The 14115-nt window shown below is 71.4% G+C and carries 14 protein-coding genes; 6 read left to right on the top strand and 8 right to left on the bottom strand.

Annotated features, from left to right (window positions below; genetic code table 11):
* The first annotated feature begins 21 nt into the window (after window positions 1-21).
* Window positions 22-1506 carry an ATP-binding protein gene (locus tag CR165_RS02060; RefSeq protein WP_109515283.1) on the top strand — a complete coding sequence of 495 codons (1485 nt, stop codon included), beginning with the start codon at window positions 22-24 and terminating at the stop codon, window positions 1504-1506.
* Here CR165_RS02060 and CR165_RS02065 read toward each other — a convergent pair whose 3' ends face one another.
* The 3 genes from CR165_RS02065 to CR165_RS02075 form a co-directional block, all read right to left on the bottom strand.
* Entirely contained in the window at window positions 1507-2217 is a 711-nt protein-coding gene (locus tag CR165_RS02065) for a phosphatase PAP2 family protein (protein ID WP_181377964.1), read from the bottom strand.
* 210 nt (window positions 2218-2427) lie between these two features.
* Window positions 2428-2982: a hypothetical protein gene (locus CR165_RS02070; RefSeq protein ID WP_109515285.1), complete on the bottom strand. Its 555-nt coding sequence runs from the start codon at window positions 2980-2982 to the stop codon at window positions 2428-2430.
* Window positions 2983-3041: 59 nt separating this feature from the next.
* Window positions 3042-3743 (bottom strand): DUF599 domain-containing protein, encoded by a 702-nt coding sequence (locus tag CR165_RS02075; protein WP_109515471.1) that lies wholly within the window; start codon window positions 3741-3743, stop codon window positions 3042-3044.
* 109 nt (window positions 3744-3852) lie between these two features.
* Between CR165_RS02075 and CR165_RS02080 the strand changes: the two genes are divergently transcribed.
* Window positions 3853-5019, top strand: coding sequence for an MFS transporter (locus CR165_RS02080; protein ID WP_109515472.1), 1167 nt, complete (start codon window positions 3853-3855; stop codon window positions 5017-5019).
* A gap of 7 nt (window positions 5020-5026) precedes the next feature.
* Here CR165_RS02080 and CR165_RS02085 read toward each other — a convergent pair whose 3' ends face one another.
* Window positions 5027-6463 (bottom strand): alanine/glycine:cation symporter family protein, encoded by a 1437-nt coding sequence (locus CR165_RS02085; RefSeq protein ID WP_109515286.1) that lies wholly within the window; start codon window positions 6461-6463, stop codon window positions 5027-5029.
* Between the two features lie 183 nt (window positions 6464-6646).
* Window positions 6647-7861 (bottom strand): NADP-dependent isocitrate dehydrogenase, encoded by a 1215-nt coding sequence (locus CR165_RS02090; RefSeq protein WP_109515287.1) that lies wholly within the window; start codon window positions 7859-7861, stop codon window positions 6647-6649.
* Between the two features lie 241 nt (window positions 7862-8102).
* Between CR165_RS02090 and CR165_RS02095 the strand changes: the two genes are divergently transcribed.
* Window positions 8103-8600: a DUF3597 domain-containing protein gene (locus CR165_RS02095; RefSeq protein WP_109515288.1), complete on the top strand. Its 498-nt coding sequence runs from the start codon at window positions 8103-8105 to the stop codon at window positions 8598-8600.
* Window positions 8601-8878: 278 nt separating this feature from the next.
* On the opposite strand, the gene CR165_RS02100 is transcribed toward CR165_RS02095, so the two are convergent.
* Window positions 8879-10081, bottom strand: coding sequence for a CaiB/BaiF CoA transferase family protein (locus CR165_RS02100; protein ID WP_245906054.1), 1203 nt, complete (start codon window positions 10079-10081; stop codon window positions 8879-8881).
* A 122-nt stretch (window positions 10082-10203) separates the two neighbouring features.
* Between CR165_RS02100 and CR165_RS02105 the strand changes: the two genes are divergently transcribed.
* The 3 genes from CR165_RS02105 to CR165_RS02115 all read left to right on the top strand — a co-directional run bounded on the left by CR165_RS02105 (window position 10204) and on the right by CR165_RS02115 (window position 13193).
* Window positions 10204-10968, top strand: a complete 765-nt coding sequence (locus CR165_RS02105; RefSeq protein WP_109515289.1) for a GntR family transcriptional regulator — start codon at window positions 10204-10206, stop codon at window positions 10966-10968.
* Window positions 10940-11956, top strand: coding sequence for a Bug family tripartite tricarboxylate transporter substrate binding protein (locus tag CR165_RS02110; RefSeq protein WP_181377965.1), 1017 nt, complete (start codon window positions 10940-10942; stop codon window positions 11954-11956). Before CR165_RS02105 ends, CR165_RS02110 begins: the two co-directional genes overlap by 29 nt.
* A gap of 67 nt (window positions 11957-12023) precedes the next feature.
* A complete protein-coding gene (locus CR165_RS02115) occupies window positions 12024-13193 on the top strand; it encodes an amidohydrolase (RefSeq protein WP_109515291.1) in 1170 nt (389 codons plus the stop codon).
* Window positions 13194-13198: 5 nt separating this feature from the next.
* Here CR165_RS02115 and CR165_RS02120 read toward each other — a convergent pair whose 3' ends face one another.
* Entirely contained in the window at window positions 13199-13483 is a 285-nt protein-coding gene (locus CR165_RS02120) for a hypothetical protein (protein ID WP_109515292.1), read from the bottom strand.
* Between the two features lie 146 nt (window positions 13484-13629).
* On the bottom strand, window positions 13630-13884 hold the full coding sequence (locus tag CR165_RS02125) for an Lrp/AsnC ligand binding domain-containing protein (protein WP_109515293.1): 255 nt from the start codon (window positions 13882-13884) through the stop codon (window positions 13630-13632).
* Window positions 13885-14115 lie beyond the last annotated feature (231 nt).

Here is a 14115-nt window from a genome sequence, read left to right on the forward strand (position 1 = left end):
GGAGCCCGGGATGACAGTGGAATGACGGTCGGCATCGACATGGGCAGGACGACGGCGGGGCAGGCGGGGATGCTCGACCTGGAGGAGCTGCTCGCCACCCGTCTTCTCGTGCAGGGCAATTCCGGCTCCGGCAAGTCGCACCTGCTGCGTCGGCTGATGGAGCAGTCCGCCCCCTGGGTGCAGCAGGCGGTGATCGACCCGGAGGGCGACTTCGTCAGCCTGGCCGACCGCTTCGGCCATCTGGTGATCGACGCCTCCCAGCACACTGAAGGCGCCTTGCAGCGCGCCGCCGACCGCGTGCGGGCGCACCGCGTCTCGGTGGTGCTGAACCTCGAGGGGCTGGATGCGGACGGCCAGATGCGCCACGCCGCGGCCTTCCTCGGCGGGCTGTTCGATGCCGAGCGCGACTACTGGTCGCCGATGCTCGTGGTGGTGGACGAGGCACAGCTCTTCGCCCCCGCCGCCGCCGGCGAGGTGTCGGACGAGGCGCGGCGGGCCTCGCTCGGCGCCATGGCCAACCTGATGTCGCGCGGGCGCAAGCGGGGGCTGGCCGGCATCATCGCCACGCAGCGCCTGGCCAAGCTGGCCAAGAACGTGGCCGCCGAGGCCAGCAACTTCCTGATGGGCCGCACCTTCCTCGACATCGACATGGCCCGCGCCGCCGACCTGCTGGGCATGGAGCGCCGCCAGGCGGAGATGTTCCGCGACCTGCCGCGCGGCAGCTTCGTGGCGCTCGGCCCGGCGCTCTCCCGCCGGCCGCTGGCCATCCAGATCGGGCCGGTGGAGACGGAATCGCGCGGCACCAATCCGGGGCTGGTGCCGCTGCCGCAGACCGCGCCGGAGGATGCCCGCGAGCTGATCCTGGCCGCCACGGCGGAACCCGAGGCGCCGCGCCCGCCGCCGCGCCGCGCCCCCGCGCCGCCGCCGCCCGACATCCTGGCGCAGCTCGCCCAGGCCCGCCCCACCATGCCCGCCCCGCGCGCCGAGCCGGAGCCGACGCCCGACGAACGCGCCGCCCGCAAGCGGAGGCTCGACGAGATCCTGCGTCAGGTGCTGGCGGAGCCGGAGGCGTCCTTCCGCAGCACCTCCGTGCTGTACCAGGATTTCCTGGTGCGGCTGCGCATCCATGCCGTGCCCGGCAAGCCGCCGGAGATCCCCGCCTTCCGCCGCATGCTGGCGGTGGCGCGCGCCGGCATCAGCGCCGAGGCGGCGGAGGGCGAGGAATGGCAGCAGGCCGAGGCCCGCGCCGGTGCCCTGCCGGAGGACATGCAGGGCGTGTTCCTGATGCTGGCCCGCGCCGCGCTGGAGCGGCTGCCCTGTCCGCCGGACGCGGCCATCGCCCAGGCCTATGGCACGCGCTCCGTGGGGCGGGCGCGGCGGGTGCTGGCCTATATGGAGGAGCAGGGGGCCATCGTGCTGCGGCCGGACGCGCAGGGGCGGCGCATCCTGGCGCTGGTGGGCCTTGGCTGGGAGACGGCGCCGGGCGATCCCGGCGCCGCCGTCTGATCAGAGCAGGATTTCCACCAGCGAGGCGACCTTCTGCCCCAGCTCCCGCGTGGCATCGAAGAAGGTGACCACCTGGTAGGTGGCGACGAACCCGGCCGCGTAGAACAGGCCGGGCGAGAGGCGCTGGAAGCGCAGCGCCCCCTCGAACAGCCGGCGGGTGAGGCCCGAGCGTATCACCAGCGCCGCCACCGCCAGCCCCAGCACCGCCCCGCCCAGGATGTCGCTGGGATAATGGAAGCCGGCATAGACGCGCGGGATGCAGGCCACCACCAGCGCCCACAGGAAGGCCAGCGCGCCCAGCCTGCGCGAGGCCATGAAGATGCCGAGCGCCATGGCGAAGGTCATGGCCGCGTTGTCGCTGGGGAAGGAGCTGTAGTTGGCCAGGTAGCCTTCCTCCAGCCCCAGCAGCGCGTTGATCCCGAGGTCGAGGTTGTGGATGGGGCGCGGCCGCTCCCACATCACGTTCTGCACCAGGCGGGAGAGCAGCGCGGCCAGGATGGCGCCGCCCAGCCCGGCGAAGGCCAGGTAGCGGCCGTCCCGCCGGCGGGGGCCGAGATCGGTGAACCACATCCACCAGTAAGCGGCGACGAAGGGCGCCGTCTTGAACAGGTGATTGTTGGTCAGGGTGAAGATGATCCGGTCGGCGGCGAAGCTCTCGCCGGCAAAGCCGTTGAAGAAGTGGAGAACCCAGAGGTCCAACGCCTGCAGCATACCCGTTCTTATCCTTGGGCCCGCATTCTGGGCTGCGTGTTGCGCCGCCATGGTCCGGTTTTGCTCGGCACGTTCCGGACCACGGATTGTCAGGGCCGGGCCGTCCTGCCCGCCATTGTCCTGAAACAATTCCGTCACAATGGGGAAGCCAAACGAAGCTTGGCAAGAAGAGCGGGAGGCATGACCGGTCACAGCGTGGTCAGGGCCGTCTCAGCGGGGCGGCACGACGCCTCGTGCAACCGCCTCGAATTCGCTACGCCTGGTTGCGAAGCGCGTCTTCTCTTCTGTGCATACAGTTGTGGTGCGGCCGCGGGGCGTTTCCACGATAGCAAAAAGCGTGCGCAATTCCTGGCCGCGTTGCGGAAGGTCGGGACGCGGGCGCAAATCGGCCACCAGCAGGACGCCTTCATGGCCGCTGTGGGCGAAGGATTCCACGCTGATCACGTTGTAGAGCGGTTGGAGCGTGGCCATCAGCACGCGCTGCCATCCCGGCGCACGGGCGAGGCGGTTCAGGTCCTCCTGGCGCAGCGATTCGTTTTGCGGCGCGGGCACGAAGGCAACCTGGCAGCCGGTGTCGCTGTCCTGCGGGCGGCGCACCGCCATGCGGGCCTGCTGCGCGCCCTGCACCGCCATGGGTGTCGCGGCATAGCCGGGCGGCGGATCGACGGCGAGGCCGGTGGCGGCATCTCGCAGGGGCTGGGCGGCGGCCGGCGCCGCCACCGACAGCGTGGCCAGCAGGAAAGCCGCGGCCGGAAAGGTTCTCATGCCGCGCAGGGAAGGCCCGGCGGGCCGGGCTGTAAAGGCCGGCACCGTCGCAGGGCCGGCTAGTCCGCGCGGGGTGGCTGGTCCGCCGGCTGTGCGAGGGCGTCGCGCACCACGGAGCGGAACTCGCGCCGGTGCAGCTCCCGCAGCACCAGCAGGCTGCTCAGGATCAGCGCCACGGGGTGCAGGATCCAGGCCAGCGCGGCCAGCCCGAAATAATAGGCGCGCAGCCCCGTGTTGAAGTGCCGCGCGGCGCGGTTGGCCACCTCGGCCGCCACCAGCGCCTGCGGGATGGCCGCCGCCGTGCGGTCCAGCCCGCCCACGCAGATGCTGCAGTAGTTGAACTGCCGCAGCGCCCAGGTCAGTTCGAAGAAGGCGCGCACGAAGATGAAGATGAGCAGGAAGATCCGGATCTCCCAGGCCGCGTCGTCGGGCGGCACCTCGGCGAAGGGCACGGCGCCGAAGACGCGGCGGCCGAGATCCGGCGTGCCCAGTATCGCCACCAGCGCGCCCAGGATGAAGATGCTGGTGTTGGCCAGGAAGGAGGTGGAGGTCATCAGGTTGCCGATGATGCTGATATCGGCGATCCGGTTCTCCCGCTCCGGCACCTGCCGCATCCAGCGGCGGCGGTGCTCGTCCATCGCGGCGATGACGCTGCGGGCACGGATGCTGGGCACCCGGTCCACCACGGCGGAATAGCCGATCCAGCAGGCGGTGAAGACGGCGAGGGCGAGCCAGTCGAGGGCGGTCAGCGGCAGGAGCATGACCCGCTGCATAGCATTGCCGTGACCCCTGCCGCAGCCCTCCAGGCGTGGCTTGTGGCGGGCGGCCTGGCGGGCCAAGCCGGGGCGCAACCATCCGCCGGAACCCTTCATGCCGATTCCCCCTGATCCGCGCGCGGCGCGGCTGGCCATCCGCCTCGTCTTCCTGGCCAATGGCGCGGTGCTGGCGGGCTGGGCGCCGCTGGTGCCGCTGGCCAAGGCGCGGCTGGGGCTGGATGAGGGGCAGCTCGGCCTGGTGCTGCTGGCGCTCGGCGCGGGCGCGATCCTGGCCATGCCGCTGGCGGGGATGCTGATCGCGCGGCATGGCAGCCGGGCGGTGAGCATCGCGGCCGGGCTGGCCTTCGCCGCGCTGCTGCCGCTGCTGGCGCTGGCGCCCGACTCGCCCGCGCTGGGGGCGCCGCTGCTGGCCCTGGCGCTGTTCGCCTTCGGTGCCGCCAACGGGCTGATGGACGTGGCGATGAACGCCCAGGCCGTGGCGGTGGAAGCGAAGGGCACGCGGCCCATCATGTCCTCCATCCACGGCATCTTCAGCATCGGCGGCCTGCTGGGGGCGGTCTCCGTCAGTCTGCTGCTGCGTGCCGGCCTCTCGCCGGTGGCGGCGGCGCTGGCTCTGGGCATGGCGGCCATGGCGCTGCTGGCGGCGCAGGCCCGCGCCCTGCTGCCGCGCGCCGAGGACCGGCCGGGCGATGGCCACGGCTTCGCCCTGCCGCGGGGGCCGGTGCTGGCCTTCGGGCTGCTCTGCTTCATCATGCTGCTGGCGGAGGGCTCGATGATCGACTGGAGCGCCGTCTACCTGGTGCAGCAGCGCGGCATGGAGGTGGCGCTGGCCGGGCTCGGCTTCGGCGCCTTCTCGGTGGCGATGGCGGCGGCCCGGCTTTCGGGCGATGCGCTGAACGCCCGGCTCGGGCCGGTGCGGCTGCTGCGGGGCGGGGCGCTGCTGGCGGCGCTGGGGCTGGCCGTGGTGGTGGTGCTGCCGCAGGCCTGGGGGGCGCTGCTGGGCTTCGTACTGGTGGGGCTTGGCATCGGCAATGCCGTGCCGCTGCTGTTCAGCGCCGCGGGCCGGCTGCCGGGGGTGGCGCCCGGCACCGCCATCGCCGCAGTGGCGACGCTGGGCTATGCCGGGCTGCTGGCCGGCCCGGCGCTGATCGGCTTCGCCGCGCGGCTCACCAGCCTGCCCGTGGCGCTGGCCGGGGTGGCGCTGCTGGTGCTGGCCGTGGCGGCGTGGGCCGGCATCGCGCGCAACGAGGCCGGCCGCTGAGGGGAGGCTACTCCTTCCCCTCCGCCGTGCGGCGGGACCAGATGGCGGTGTCGATGCGCGGCGCCACCTCCGGCATGCTCTGCGCCAGGAACACCGGCAGCTGGCCGGCTTTGCGCTGTTCCAGATAGTCGCGCGTCAGCCGTGCCACCTGGCCGGAGAGCAGCAGGATGGCGACGAGGTTGATGGTGGCCATCAGCCCCATCGAGGCATCGGCGGCGTTGAACACGCTGGCCACGCTCTCCATCGCGCCCCAGAACACCATGCCGAGCAGCGCCAGCCGCAGCACCGCGCGGCCCAGCCGGCCATTGCCGCCGAGGAAGGTGAGGGCGCTCTCGGCATAGGCGTAGTTGCCGATGATCGAGGTGAAGGCGAAGAAGAAGATGGCCACCGCCACGAAATAGGGGCCGGAGGCGCCGATATGCGCCTCCATCGCCGCCTGGGTGAGCTGGGTGCCGGTGGGGCCGCCGGCCGGGTCCAGCGTGCCGGAGAGCAGGATCAGCAGCGCCGTGGCGGTGCAGATCAGCAGCGTGTCGATGAACACGCCGAGCGCCTGCACGAAGCCCTGGCTCGCCGGGTGGTGCGGGTCGGGCGTGGCGGCGGCGGCGATGTTGGGGGCGCTGCCCATGCCGGCCTCGTTGGAGAACAGGCCGCGCTTCACGCCGTTCAGCATGGCGGCCGCCATGGCGCCGGCCACGCCGCCCGCCGCCGGCTCCAGCCCCAGCGCGCTGCGGAAGATGAGGCCGAGCATCGCCGGCACCTCGCCCGCATGGGACAGCACCGCGTAGAGCGCCACCGCCAGATAGGCCGCCGCCATGAAGGGCACCACCACCGAGGCCACGCGTGCGATCAGCCCGATGCCGCCGAAGATGATGACGCCCGAGAGCACCGCCAGCCCGAGCCCGGTGGCGGGCTTGGGCAGGCCGAAGGCGCCCTCCATGGCATCGGCGATGGAATTGGCCTGCACGGCGTTGAACACCAGCCCGAAGGAGAGGATGAGGCAGGCCGAGAACAGCGCCCCTGCCCAGGGCGCGCCGAGCCCGCGGGCGATGTAGAAGGCCGGCCCGCCGCGATACTGCCCCTCGCCATCGCGGATCTTGTAGAGCTGCGCCAGGCTGCTCTCGGCGAAGGCGGTGGCCATGCCGAGCAGCGCCACCAGCCACATCCAGAAGATGGCGCCGGGCCCGCCCAGCTGCAGCGCCACCGCCACGCCGGCGATGTTGCCGGTGCCGACGCGCGAGGCAAGGCTGGTGCACAGCGCCTGGAAGGGCGAGATGCCCGCGCGGTCCGCTGCGCGGGAGCCGCTGACGGCGCGCAGCATCTCGGGGAAGTGGCGGATCTGCAGGAAGCCGAGGCGCAGCGTGAAATAGGCGCCCACGGCCAGCAGGCCATAGATCAGGACATAGTCCCAGAAGAGGGTGTTCAGGAAACCGATGATGCTGTCCATGGCGCCGGCCGTTCCTCCCCGCGCGGGCGGAGGCGGCGGTATGCGCGCGGCCCGTCCCGGCTGAGGGATGAAGCGCACAGCCCGCGCTCGCGTTGCCCGCCGCCGCGGCGAAAGCGGCGGCCATGAAAAAGGGCGGGCGCCCTGGAGGCGCCCGCCCGCGTCAGGCCCGCAAGGGCGGGAGCCTCAGAGGCCCATCTTCTTCTTCAGGTTCTCGTCCAGCTTGGCCAGGAAGTTCTGGGTGTTCAGCCAGGGCTGGTCCTTGCCGATCAGCACGGCGAGGTCCTTCGTCATGTGGCCGCTCTCGACGGTCTCGATGCAGACCTGCTCCAGCGCGTTGGCGAAGTCGGTGACATCCTGGGTGCCGTCGAACTTGCCGCGATAGGCGAGGCCACGGGTCCAGGCGAAGATCGAGGCGATCGGGTTGGTGCTGGTCTCGCGGCCCTTCTGGTGCTCGCGGTAGTGGCGCGTCACCGTGCCATGGGCGGCTTCCGACTCAACCGTGTTGCCGTCCGGGGAGAGCAGCACCGAGGTCATCAGGCCGAGCGAGCCGAAGCCCTGCGCCACGATGTCGGACTGCACGTCGCCATCGTAGTTCTTGCAGGCCCAGATGTAGCCGCCTTCCCACTTCAGGGCGGAGGCCACCATGTCGTCGATCAGGCGGTCCTCGTAGGTCAGGCCGCGCTTCTCGAACTCGGCCTTGAACTCGGCGTCGTAGATGGCGCGGAAGATGTCCTTAAAGGTGCCGTCATAGGCCTTCAGGATGGTGTTCTTGTGGCTGAAGTAGACCGAGTAGTTGCGCGCCAGGCCGTAGTTGAAGGAGGCGCGGGCGAAGCCCTCGATCGACTTGCTCAGGTTGTGCTGCATCATCGCGGCACCGGCACCCTTGAAGTCGAACTGGCCGATCTCCTGCGGCTCGCCGCCCTCGGGGGTGAAGGTCATCTTCACCGTGCCGGCGCCCGGCACCTTCATCTCCACCGCGCGGTAGATGTCGCCATAGGCGTGGCGGCCGACGACGATCGGCTTCGACCAGTGCGGCACCAGGCGGGGCACGTTCTGGCAGATGATCGGCTCGCGGAAGATGGTGCCGTCGAGGATGTTGCGGATGGTCCCGTTCGGGGACTTCCACATCTTCTTCAGGCCGAACTCCTTCACCCGCGCCTCGTCGGGCGTGATGGTCGCGCACTTCACGCCCACGCCGTACTGCTTGATGGCGTTGGCGGCGTCGACCGTCACCTGGTCATCGGTCTGGTCGCGGTACTCGATGCCGAGGTCGTAGTACTTCAGGTCCACATCCAGGTAGGGGACAATCAGCTTGTCCTTGATGAACCCCCAGATGATGCGGGTCATCTCATCGCCGTCGAGCTCGACGACGGGGTTCTTCACCTTGATCTTGGCCATGCTGATCCTCGTCTGGACGCCTGCGTTCGCCGCCAGGGCCGCAGGAGAGGCGGCCGGGACATTCTGGCGACAGGGTGGCGCGGACAATCGCACCGGGCGCTGCACGGGGCAAGGGTGCCATGGGCCGATCCGGTGCCAGGGCGAGAGGGGCCAGGGCGAGCGGCGGACAACTGCCGGGGCCGGGGCGCGTTAAGGGGTTCCCGGACCCAATCCCGAACCCGGCAACAAGGAATTCCCGCGCATGAGCATCTTCGGCTCCATCCTGTCCAAGATCACGGGCCGCAAGCCCCAGGCGGCGGAGCCCGCCGCCACCGCCCCGGTGGCCGACGAGCAGCCGAAGCCCTCCGCCGCCGACATCCCCGCCGGTTCCGCCGCCACCCCCAGCGCGGCTCCCACCACCCCGCCCGGCCCGGTCTCCGCCATGCCGAGCGGCGCCGCGGCGGCGACGCCGGCCCCGGGCGTTGCCACCGCGCCCGCCGAGCCCGTGGACGTGGAGGCGGTGCTGAACGACATGGCCGCCAAGAACGGCCAGTCGCTCAACTGGCGCACCTCCATCGTCGACCTGATGAAGCTGCTCGGGCTGGACAGCAGCCTGGAGAACCGCAAGGCGCTGGCGCGCGAGCTGGACTATTCCGGCGACATGGGTGACTCCGCCAGCATGAACATCTGGCTGCACAAGCAGGTGATGCGCAAGCTGGCCGAGAATGGCGGCAAGGTGCCGGCCGACCTCAAGGACTGAGAGCGGCCCCGCCCTGCCCCTGCAGGGGCAGGGCGGACCGCCCTCAGGCGCCTTCGGCCGGATCATAGAGCACGCCGGCGGCTCGGAAGCCGCGATCCACGTTCAGCACATGGCCGGCGAGGATCACCGCTGCTTCCGCGAAGTTCATCGTCCCTTGATCCTCAGGGGCGATGAAGCGCCCCGGCGAATCGCCGGGAGGCTGCAGGCCGGTGGGCCGCCTTCTCCCGGCGGCCCCTGGCCGGTGCGGCGCGCGCCGCACCGGCCCGGCAGGCGGTGGCTCAGACCACCTGGCGGGCGCGCAGCGCGGCGATCTCCTCGCCAGAGAGGCCCATCCCGGCCAGGATGGCGTCGGTGTGCTCGCCCAGGGCAGGGGGGTGGGTCACCACCTCGCTCGGCGTGCGGCTGAGGCGGAAGGGCTGGCCCACATAATCCTGCGCCGCGTTGCTGCCGCCGTTCAGGTGGCGGGCGATGCCCAGATGCTTCACCTGCGGGTCCGCGAACATCTGGTCGATGGCGTAGATCGGGCCGCAGGGCACGCCGGCGGCGTTCAGCTTCTCAACCCAGGCGGCGCTGTCATCGGTGACGGTGACGGCCTCGATCTCGGCGTTCAGCGCGTCGCGATTCTGGCTGCGGGTGCTGCCGCTGGCGAAGCGCGGGTCCTGCGTCCACTCCGTCTTGCCCAGCACCTGGCAGAGCCGCTCCCAGATACGCTGGCCGGAGGCGGCGATGTTCATGTGCCCGTCGCGGGTCTTGAACACGCCCGTCGGGATGCTGGTGGGGTGGTTGTTGCCGGCCTGCTTCGGCACCTCGCCCGCCTGCAGCCAGCGCGCCGCCTGGAAGTCCAGCATGAAGATCTGCGCTTCCAGCAGCGAGGTCTGCACCCACTGGCCCTTGCCGCTCACCTCGCGCTCCAGCAGCGCCACCATGATGCCCTGCGCGGCGAACAGCCCCGAGCAGAGATCGGCGATGGGGATGCCCACGCGCACCGGCCCCTGGCCCGGCAGGCCGGTGATCGACATCAGCCCGCCCATCCCCTGCGCGATCTGGTCGAAGCCGGGGCGGTTGGCATAGGGCCCGTCCTGGCCGAAGCCGGAGATCGAGGCCAGGATGATGCGCGGGTTGACCGCCGCCAGCGCCTCGTAGTCGATGCCGAGGCGGGACTTCACGTCGGGGCGGAAATTCTCCACCACCACGTCCGCCTTCTCGACCATGCGCTTGAACAGGGCGACGCCGTCCGGGTCCTTCAGGTTCAGCGTCATGCCGCGCTTGTTGCGGTGCAGGTTCTGGAAATCCGGGCCCTGGCGCGGGCCGCCCATCGGGTCGCCGGCGTCGATGCCCTCGGGCATCTCGATCTTGATGACCTCCGCGCCCCAGTCGGCCAGCTGGCGGACACAGGTGGGCCCCGAGCGGACCCGCGTCAGGTCCAGCACGGTGAAGCGCGAGAGGGCCGTGGAAGCCTTGGGGTGGGCATGCGTCATCATGTGTTCTCCCTGGAGCGGGAGGCTAGCACCCGTTCGGCCTTGTGCAAACTGTTAACAGAGGACATCCGGTGTCCGTTGCTGACAGTAGACAGAAGGGGGGCGGATTTGGCAGTTTGGCCCCCATGGCCGAAAGCTCCGTCTCCCCGCTCCACATCGTCCGCACCCAATCGCTTGCCTCGCTCGTCGCCGACGAGCTGGAGCGCATGATCCTGTCGGGGGAGATACCACCGGGCACGCGCCTGAACGAGCAGGCGCTGGCGGCGCGGCTTGGCGTCAGCCGCGGGCCGGTGCGCGAGGCGGTGCGCGGGCTGGACCGCTCAGGCCTGGTGGTGACGGTGGTGAACCAGGGCTCCTTCGTGCGCCAGCTCAGCGCCGAGGAGGCGATGGATGTCTACGACCTGCGCGTGGCCCTCACCGGCTATGCCTGCGAGCGCCTGGCGGGGCGCGCCACGCCGGAGCAGATCGCCACGCTGGAGGCCATGGTGCGGGGCATGGAGGCGGCGGCCGAGGCCGATGACGCCGCCCGCTACTACGCGCTGAACCTCGATTTCCATTCCGCGCTGATGAGCATGGGCGGCAGCAGCCGCGCCGTCCGCCTCTACGACGACCTGGGCAAGGAGCTGACGCTGTTCCGCCGCCGCGCCCTGGTGGTGCGGGAGAACATGCGCGAGTCGAATGCCGAGCACGCCAAGATCCTGCGCGCCCTGACCGACGGCGATGGCGCCGCGGCGCGTGTGGCGGGCGAGGCGCATATTCGGGGTGGCAAGCGGCGCTTCGCCACCTCCACCCCAACCGGGGGCACCGAGCCCCCCGGCCAGAAGCGGCCCGGCGAAGCGGCCGCGCGAGGAGAGGAAGACCATGTTCGAGACGAGGATTCCGCCGGATGACACCACCCCCGGCGCCTGGAGCCGCCGCCGGGCGCTGACCGGGCTCGGCGCCCTGGGCGCGGGGCTGCTGGCCGCCCCCGCCCTGCTGCGCGCCCAGCCCGCCTTCGGCAGCCGCCCGATCGAGGTGGTGACGCATGCCGGCGTCGGCGGCGGCACCGACATCACCGCGCGCATGATGACGGCCCAGGCCCCCGCCGTGCTGGGCATGGACTTCACGGTGGTGAACAAGACCGGCGGCAGCGGCGCCGCTGCCCTTGCCTATGCCGCCAGCCGGCCGAAGGACGGCCACGCCCTGCTGCTGATCACGCAGACCCACCTCATCACCATGCTGCGCAGCAAGTCGCCGCCGGTGCAGATCGAGGACATCGTCGGCATCGCCCGCGCCACGGAGGACCCGCAATTCGTCATGGTGCGGGCCGACAGCCCGCTGCGCTCGGCCGACGAGCTGGCCTCGGTGGGGCAGAAGCGGCCGCTGCGCTTCGGCATCACCCATGCCGGCAGCGTGGACCATGTGGCGGTCGCGGGCTTCTCCAAGGCGGCCGGAATCCAGCACGCCGCCGTGCCCTTCCGCGGCGGCGGCGACATCGTGGTGAACGTGGTCGGCGGCAACATCGACATCGGCCTGCTCAACTTCGCCGAGGCGGAGGCGCAGATCCGCGCCGGCGAGGTGAAGCCGCTGATGGTGCTGGCCGCCAGCCGCGTCTCCTCCGCGCCCGACGTGCCGACGGCCAAGGAGCTGGGCATCGACTTCACCGCCGCCACCACCCGTGGCTTCTGCGTGCTGAAGGGCACGCCGGAGGACCGCGTGGCGAAGCTGTCGGACGGGCTGGTGAAGGCGATGAAGACGCCGGTCTACCAGACCTACCTCAGCAGCTCCGGCCAGTCGGCCGAGAGCGTGGCGGGCCGGGCAGTCTGGCAGGCGCAGATTGAGGATTTCTGGAAACAGGGCAAGGATGCCCTGGCGGCCCTGGGCATCCCCACGGGCTGAGCCAGAAGGCCGCGCCATTGGGCGGGCGGGGGAGGGGCCTCCGCCGCCCGCCAGGAGACCCATGCCCATGACCGCCGAAGCCGCCGACCTCGTGGCCTGGCGCCGCCACCTGCACACCATCCCGGAGCTGGGCTTCGCCGAGCATGAGACGGCCGCCTTCGTCGCCGCCCGGCTGGCGGAGATGGGCTGGTCGGTGGCGGCGGGGGTGGGCGGCACCGGCGTGGTCGGCACGCTGCAGGCGGGCCGGGCGCCTCGCAACGGCGGCCCGCGCGCCATCGCGCTGCGGGCCGACATGGATGCGCTGCCGATCGCCGAGGCGGTGGCGCGGCCCCATGCCTCGCGCCATGCGGGGCGGATGCATGCCTGCGGGCATGACGGGCACATGGCCATGCTGCTCGGCGCGGCGCGGGACCTGGCCACGCGGCCGGATTTCCACGGCACGGTCCACCTGATCTTCCAGCCCGCCGAGGAGCATGGCCGCGGCGCCGCCGCAATGCTGGCTGACGGCCTACTGGAGCGCTTCCTCTTCGACGAGGTCTACGGGCTGCACAACATGCCGGGCCTGCCCTTCGGCCGGTTCGCCACCCGCCCCGGCGGGCTGATGGCGGCGGAGGACAATTTCGAGATCGTGGTGGAGGGCGTCGGCACCCATGCGGCGCGGCCGCATATGGGGCTCGATCCGCTGGTGGTCGGCGCCGAGATCGTGCTGGCGTTGCAGGGCATCGTCGCGCGGCGGCTGGACCCGGTGGCGCAGGCGGTGGTCTCGGTCACGGAGTTCCTGACCGACGGGCAGCGCAACGTGCTGCCCGGGCGGGTGACGCTGCGCGGCGACACGCGCAGCTTCGACCCCGCCGTCAGCGCCATGATCGAGGCACGCATGGCGGCCATCGCCGCCGGCCTCTGCCAGGCGCATGGGGCGGGGCACCGCTTCCTCTACACGGGCGAGTTCCGCCCCACCGTGAACAGCGCGGCGCAGACGGCCTGGGCCCTGGACGCCGCGCGTGCCGTGGCGGGAGCAGAGGGGGCGGAGGGGGATTGCGCGCCCGTCCTGGCCTCGGAGGATTTCGGCGCCTTCCTGGAGCGCGTGCCGGGCAACTTCATGTTCCTGGGCAGCGGGCTGGCGGGCGAGCCGGGCGGCGTGCCGCTGCACAACGCGGCCTATGATTTCCAGGACGGGCTGCTGCCCCTGGGCGCGGCCTATTTCGCCACCCTGGCGCGTCAGAGGCTGGCCGGCTGAGGCCGCTACCAGCGCCTGCCATAGCCGCCATGGCCATAGCCACCATGGCCGTAGCCATGCGAAGGGCGGCCATAGCCGTGCCCGCGGCCGTAGCCATGGCCGCGCGACGGGCGGCGGTAATGCCGGCGGTCGTCATCGTCGTTCAGCGAGCCCGCGAGCAGACCCGCCGCCAGGCCGGCACCGGCGCCCAGTGCCAGGGTGCTGCCCCAGTCGGTCGAGCCGTCCGGGTTCTGGCAGCCGGTCAGGGACAGCATGGCGGCAAGAGCCAGGGGAGCCAGGATGCGACGCATGGTGGAATCTCCTCCGATCCTTCGCAACCTAGCGCAGGGTCAAGGCGGCATGGCAGCGGAACCGGGGCGTTCCTGTGGCGCATCGTGGCAATCGGGGCGCCGACGCCGCGCCTTCCCTTCCACCTCCTCCTGCGCCGCCCCGCCCTTCAGCCCCGCGCGCCGGAGAAGGCGTTGAAGGTCTGCAGCGTGTAGGTGTCCTTCACCCCCTCGACCGACTGCACCTTCTCCACCACGAACAGGCCGATATCGCGGTCGTTCTCCAGGTAGAACTTGCCCAGCAGGTCGTACTGGCCGGAGATGGAGTGCATCTCCGACAGCTCCTCGATGGTGTCCGCCATCTCGCGGGCCACCTGGTAGGCCTTGCCCATCTCACATTTCAGCATGACGAAAATGGCGCGCATCGCTTCCCAACCCTTGCCTGAGTGCCCGGCTCCGCCGCGCGGCGGCGGGGCCGGGGCCAGCATCGCCCGATCCTGGCCCCGCGCACAGGACCTAGAGCAGATGCCCGCCGCGATGAAGGCCCGGCCGGAGCGGGGAGGGGGCGGACCGGCGGCGGGCGGTGGCATGGCAGGGGTCCGTTAACGGCCGCCCGCCCAGGCTGGCCGCCTTGCCCCACCCAGCCTGCGAGGCCC

The sequence above is a fragment of the Teichococcus aestuarii genome, assembly GCF_003116135.1.
In the GTDB taxonomy this organism is placed as follows: domain Bacteria; phylum Pseudomonadota; class Alphaproteobacteria; order Acetobacterales; family Acetobacteraceae; genus Pseudoroseomonas; species Pseudoroseomonas aestuarii.

What these genes read in the sequence shown, in the direction of transcription:
- CR165_RS02120 (WP_109515292.1), bottom strand. Translation starts at nt 13,483, where the DNA reads ATGCGTCGCATCCTGGCTCCCCTGGCTCTTGCCGCCATGCTGTCCCTG.
- CR165_RS02125 (WP_109515293.1), bottom strand. Translation starts at nt 13,884, where the DNA reads ATGCGCGCCATTTTCGTCATGCTGAAATGTGAGATGGGCAAGGCCTAC.
- CR165_RS02075 (WP_109515471.1), bottom strand. Translation starts at nt 3,743, where the DNA reads ATGCTCCTGCCGCTGACCGCCCTCGACTGGCTCGCCCTCGCCGTCTTC.
- CR165_RS02100 (WP_245906054.1), bottom strand. Translation starts at nt 10,081, where the DNA reads ATGATGACGCATGCCCACCCCAAGGCTTCCACGGCCCTCTCGCGCTTC.
- CR165_RS02070 (WP_109515285.1), bottom strand. Translation starts at nt 2,982, where the DNA reads ATGAGAACCTTTCCGGCCGCGGCTTTCCTGCTGGCCACGCTGTCGGTG.
- CR165_RS02095 (WP_109515288.1), top strand. Translation starts at nt 8,103, where the DNA reads ATGAGCATCTTCGGCTCCATCCTGTCCAAGATCACGGGCCGCAAGCCC.
- CR165_RS02105 (WP_109515289.1), top strand. Translation starts at nt 10,204, where the DNA reads ATGGCCGAAAGCTCCGTCTCCCCGCTCCACATCGTCCGCACCCAATCG.
- CR165_RS02085 (WP_109515286.1), bottom strand. Translation starts at nt 6,463, where the DNA reads ATGGACAGCATCATCGGTTTCCTGAACACCCTCTTCTGGGACTATGTC.
- CR165_RS02060 (WP_109515283.1), top strand. Translation starts at nt 22, where the DNA reads ATGACGGTCGGCATCGACATGGGCAGGACGACGGCGGGGCAGGCGGGG.
- CR165_RS02065 (WP_181377964.1), bottom strand. Translation starts at nt 2,217, where the DNA reads ATGCTGCAGGCGTTGGACCTCTGGGTTCTCCACTTCTTCAACGGCTTT.
- CR165_RS02090 (WP_109515287.1), bottom strand. Translation starts at nt 7,861, where the DNA reads ATGGCCAAGATCAAGGTGAAGAACCCCGTCGTCGAGCTCGACGGCGAT.
- CR165_RS02080 (WP_109515472.1), top strand. Translation starts at nt 3,853, where the DNA reads ATGCCGATTCCCCCTGATCCGCGCGCGGCGCGGCTGGCCATCCGCCTC.
- CR165_RS02110 (WP_181377965.1), top strand. Translation starts at nt 10,940, where the DNA reads ATGTTCGAGACGAGGATTCCGCCGGATGACACCACCCCCGGCGCCTGG.
- CR165_RS02115 (WP_109515291.1), top strand. Translation starts at nt 12,024, where the DNA reads ATGACCGCCGAAGCCGCCGACCTCGTGGCCTGGCGCCGCCACCTGCAC.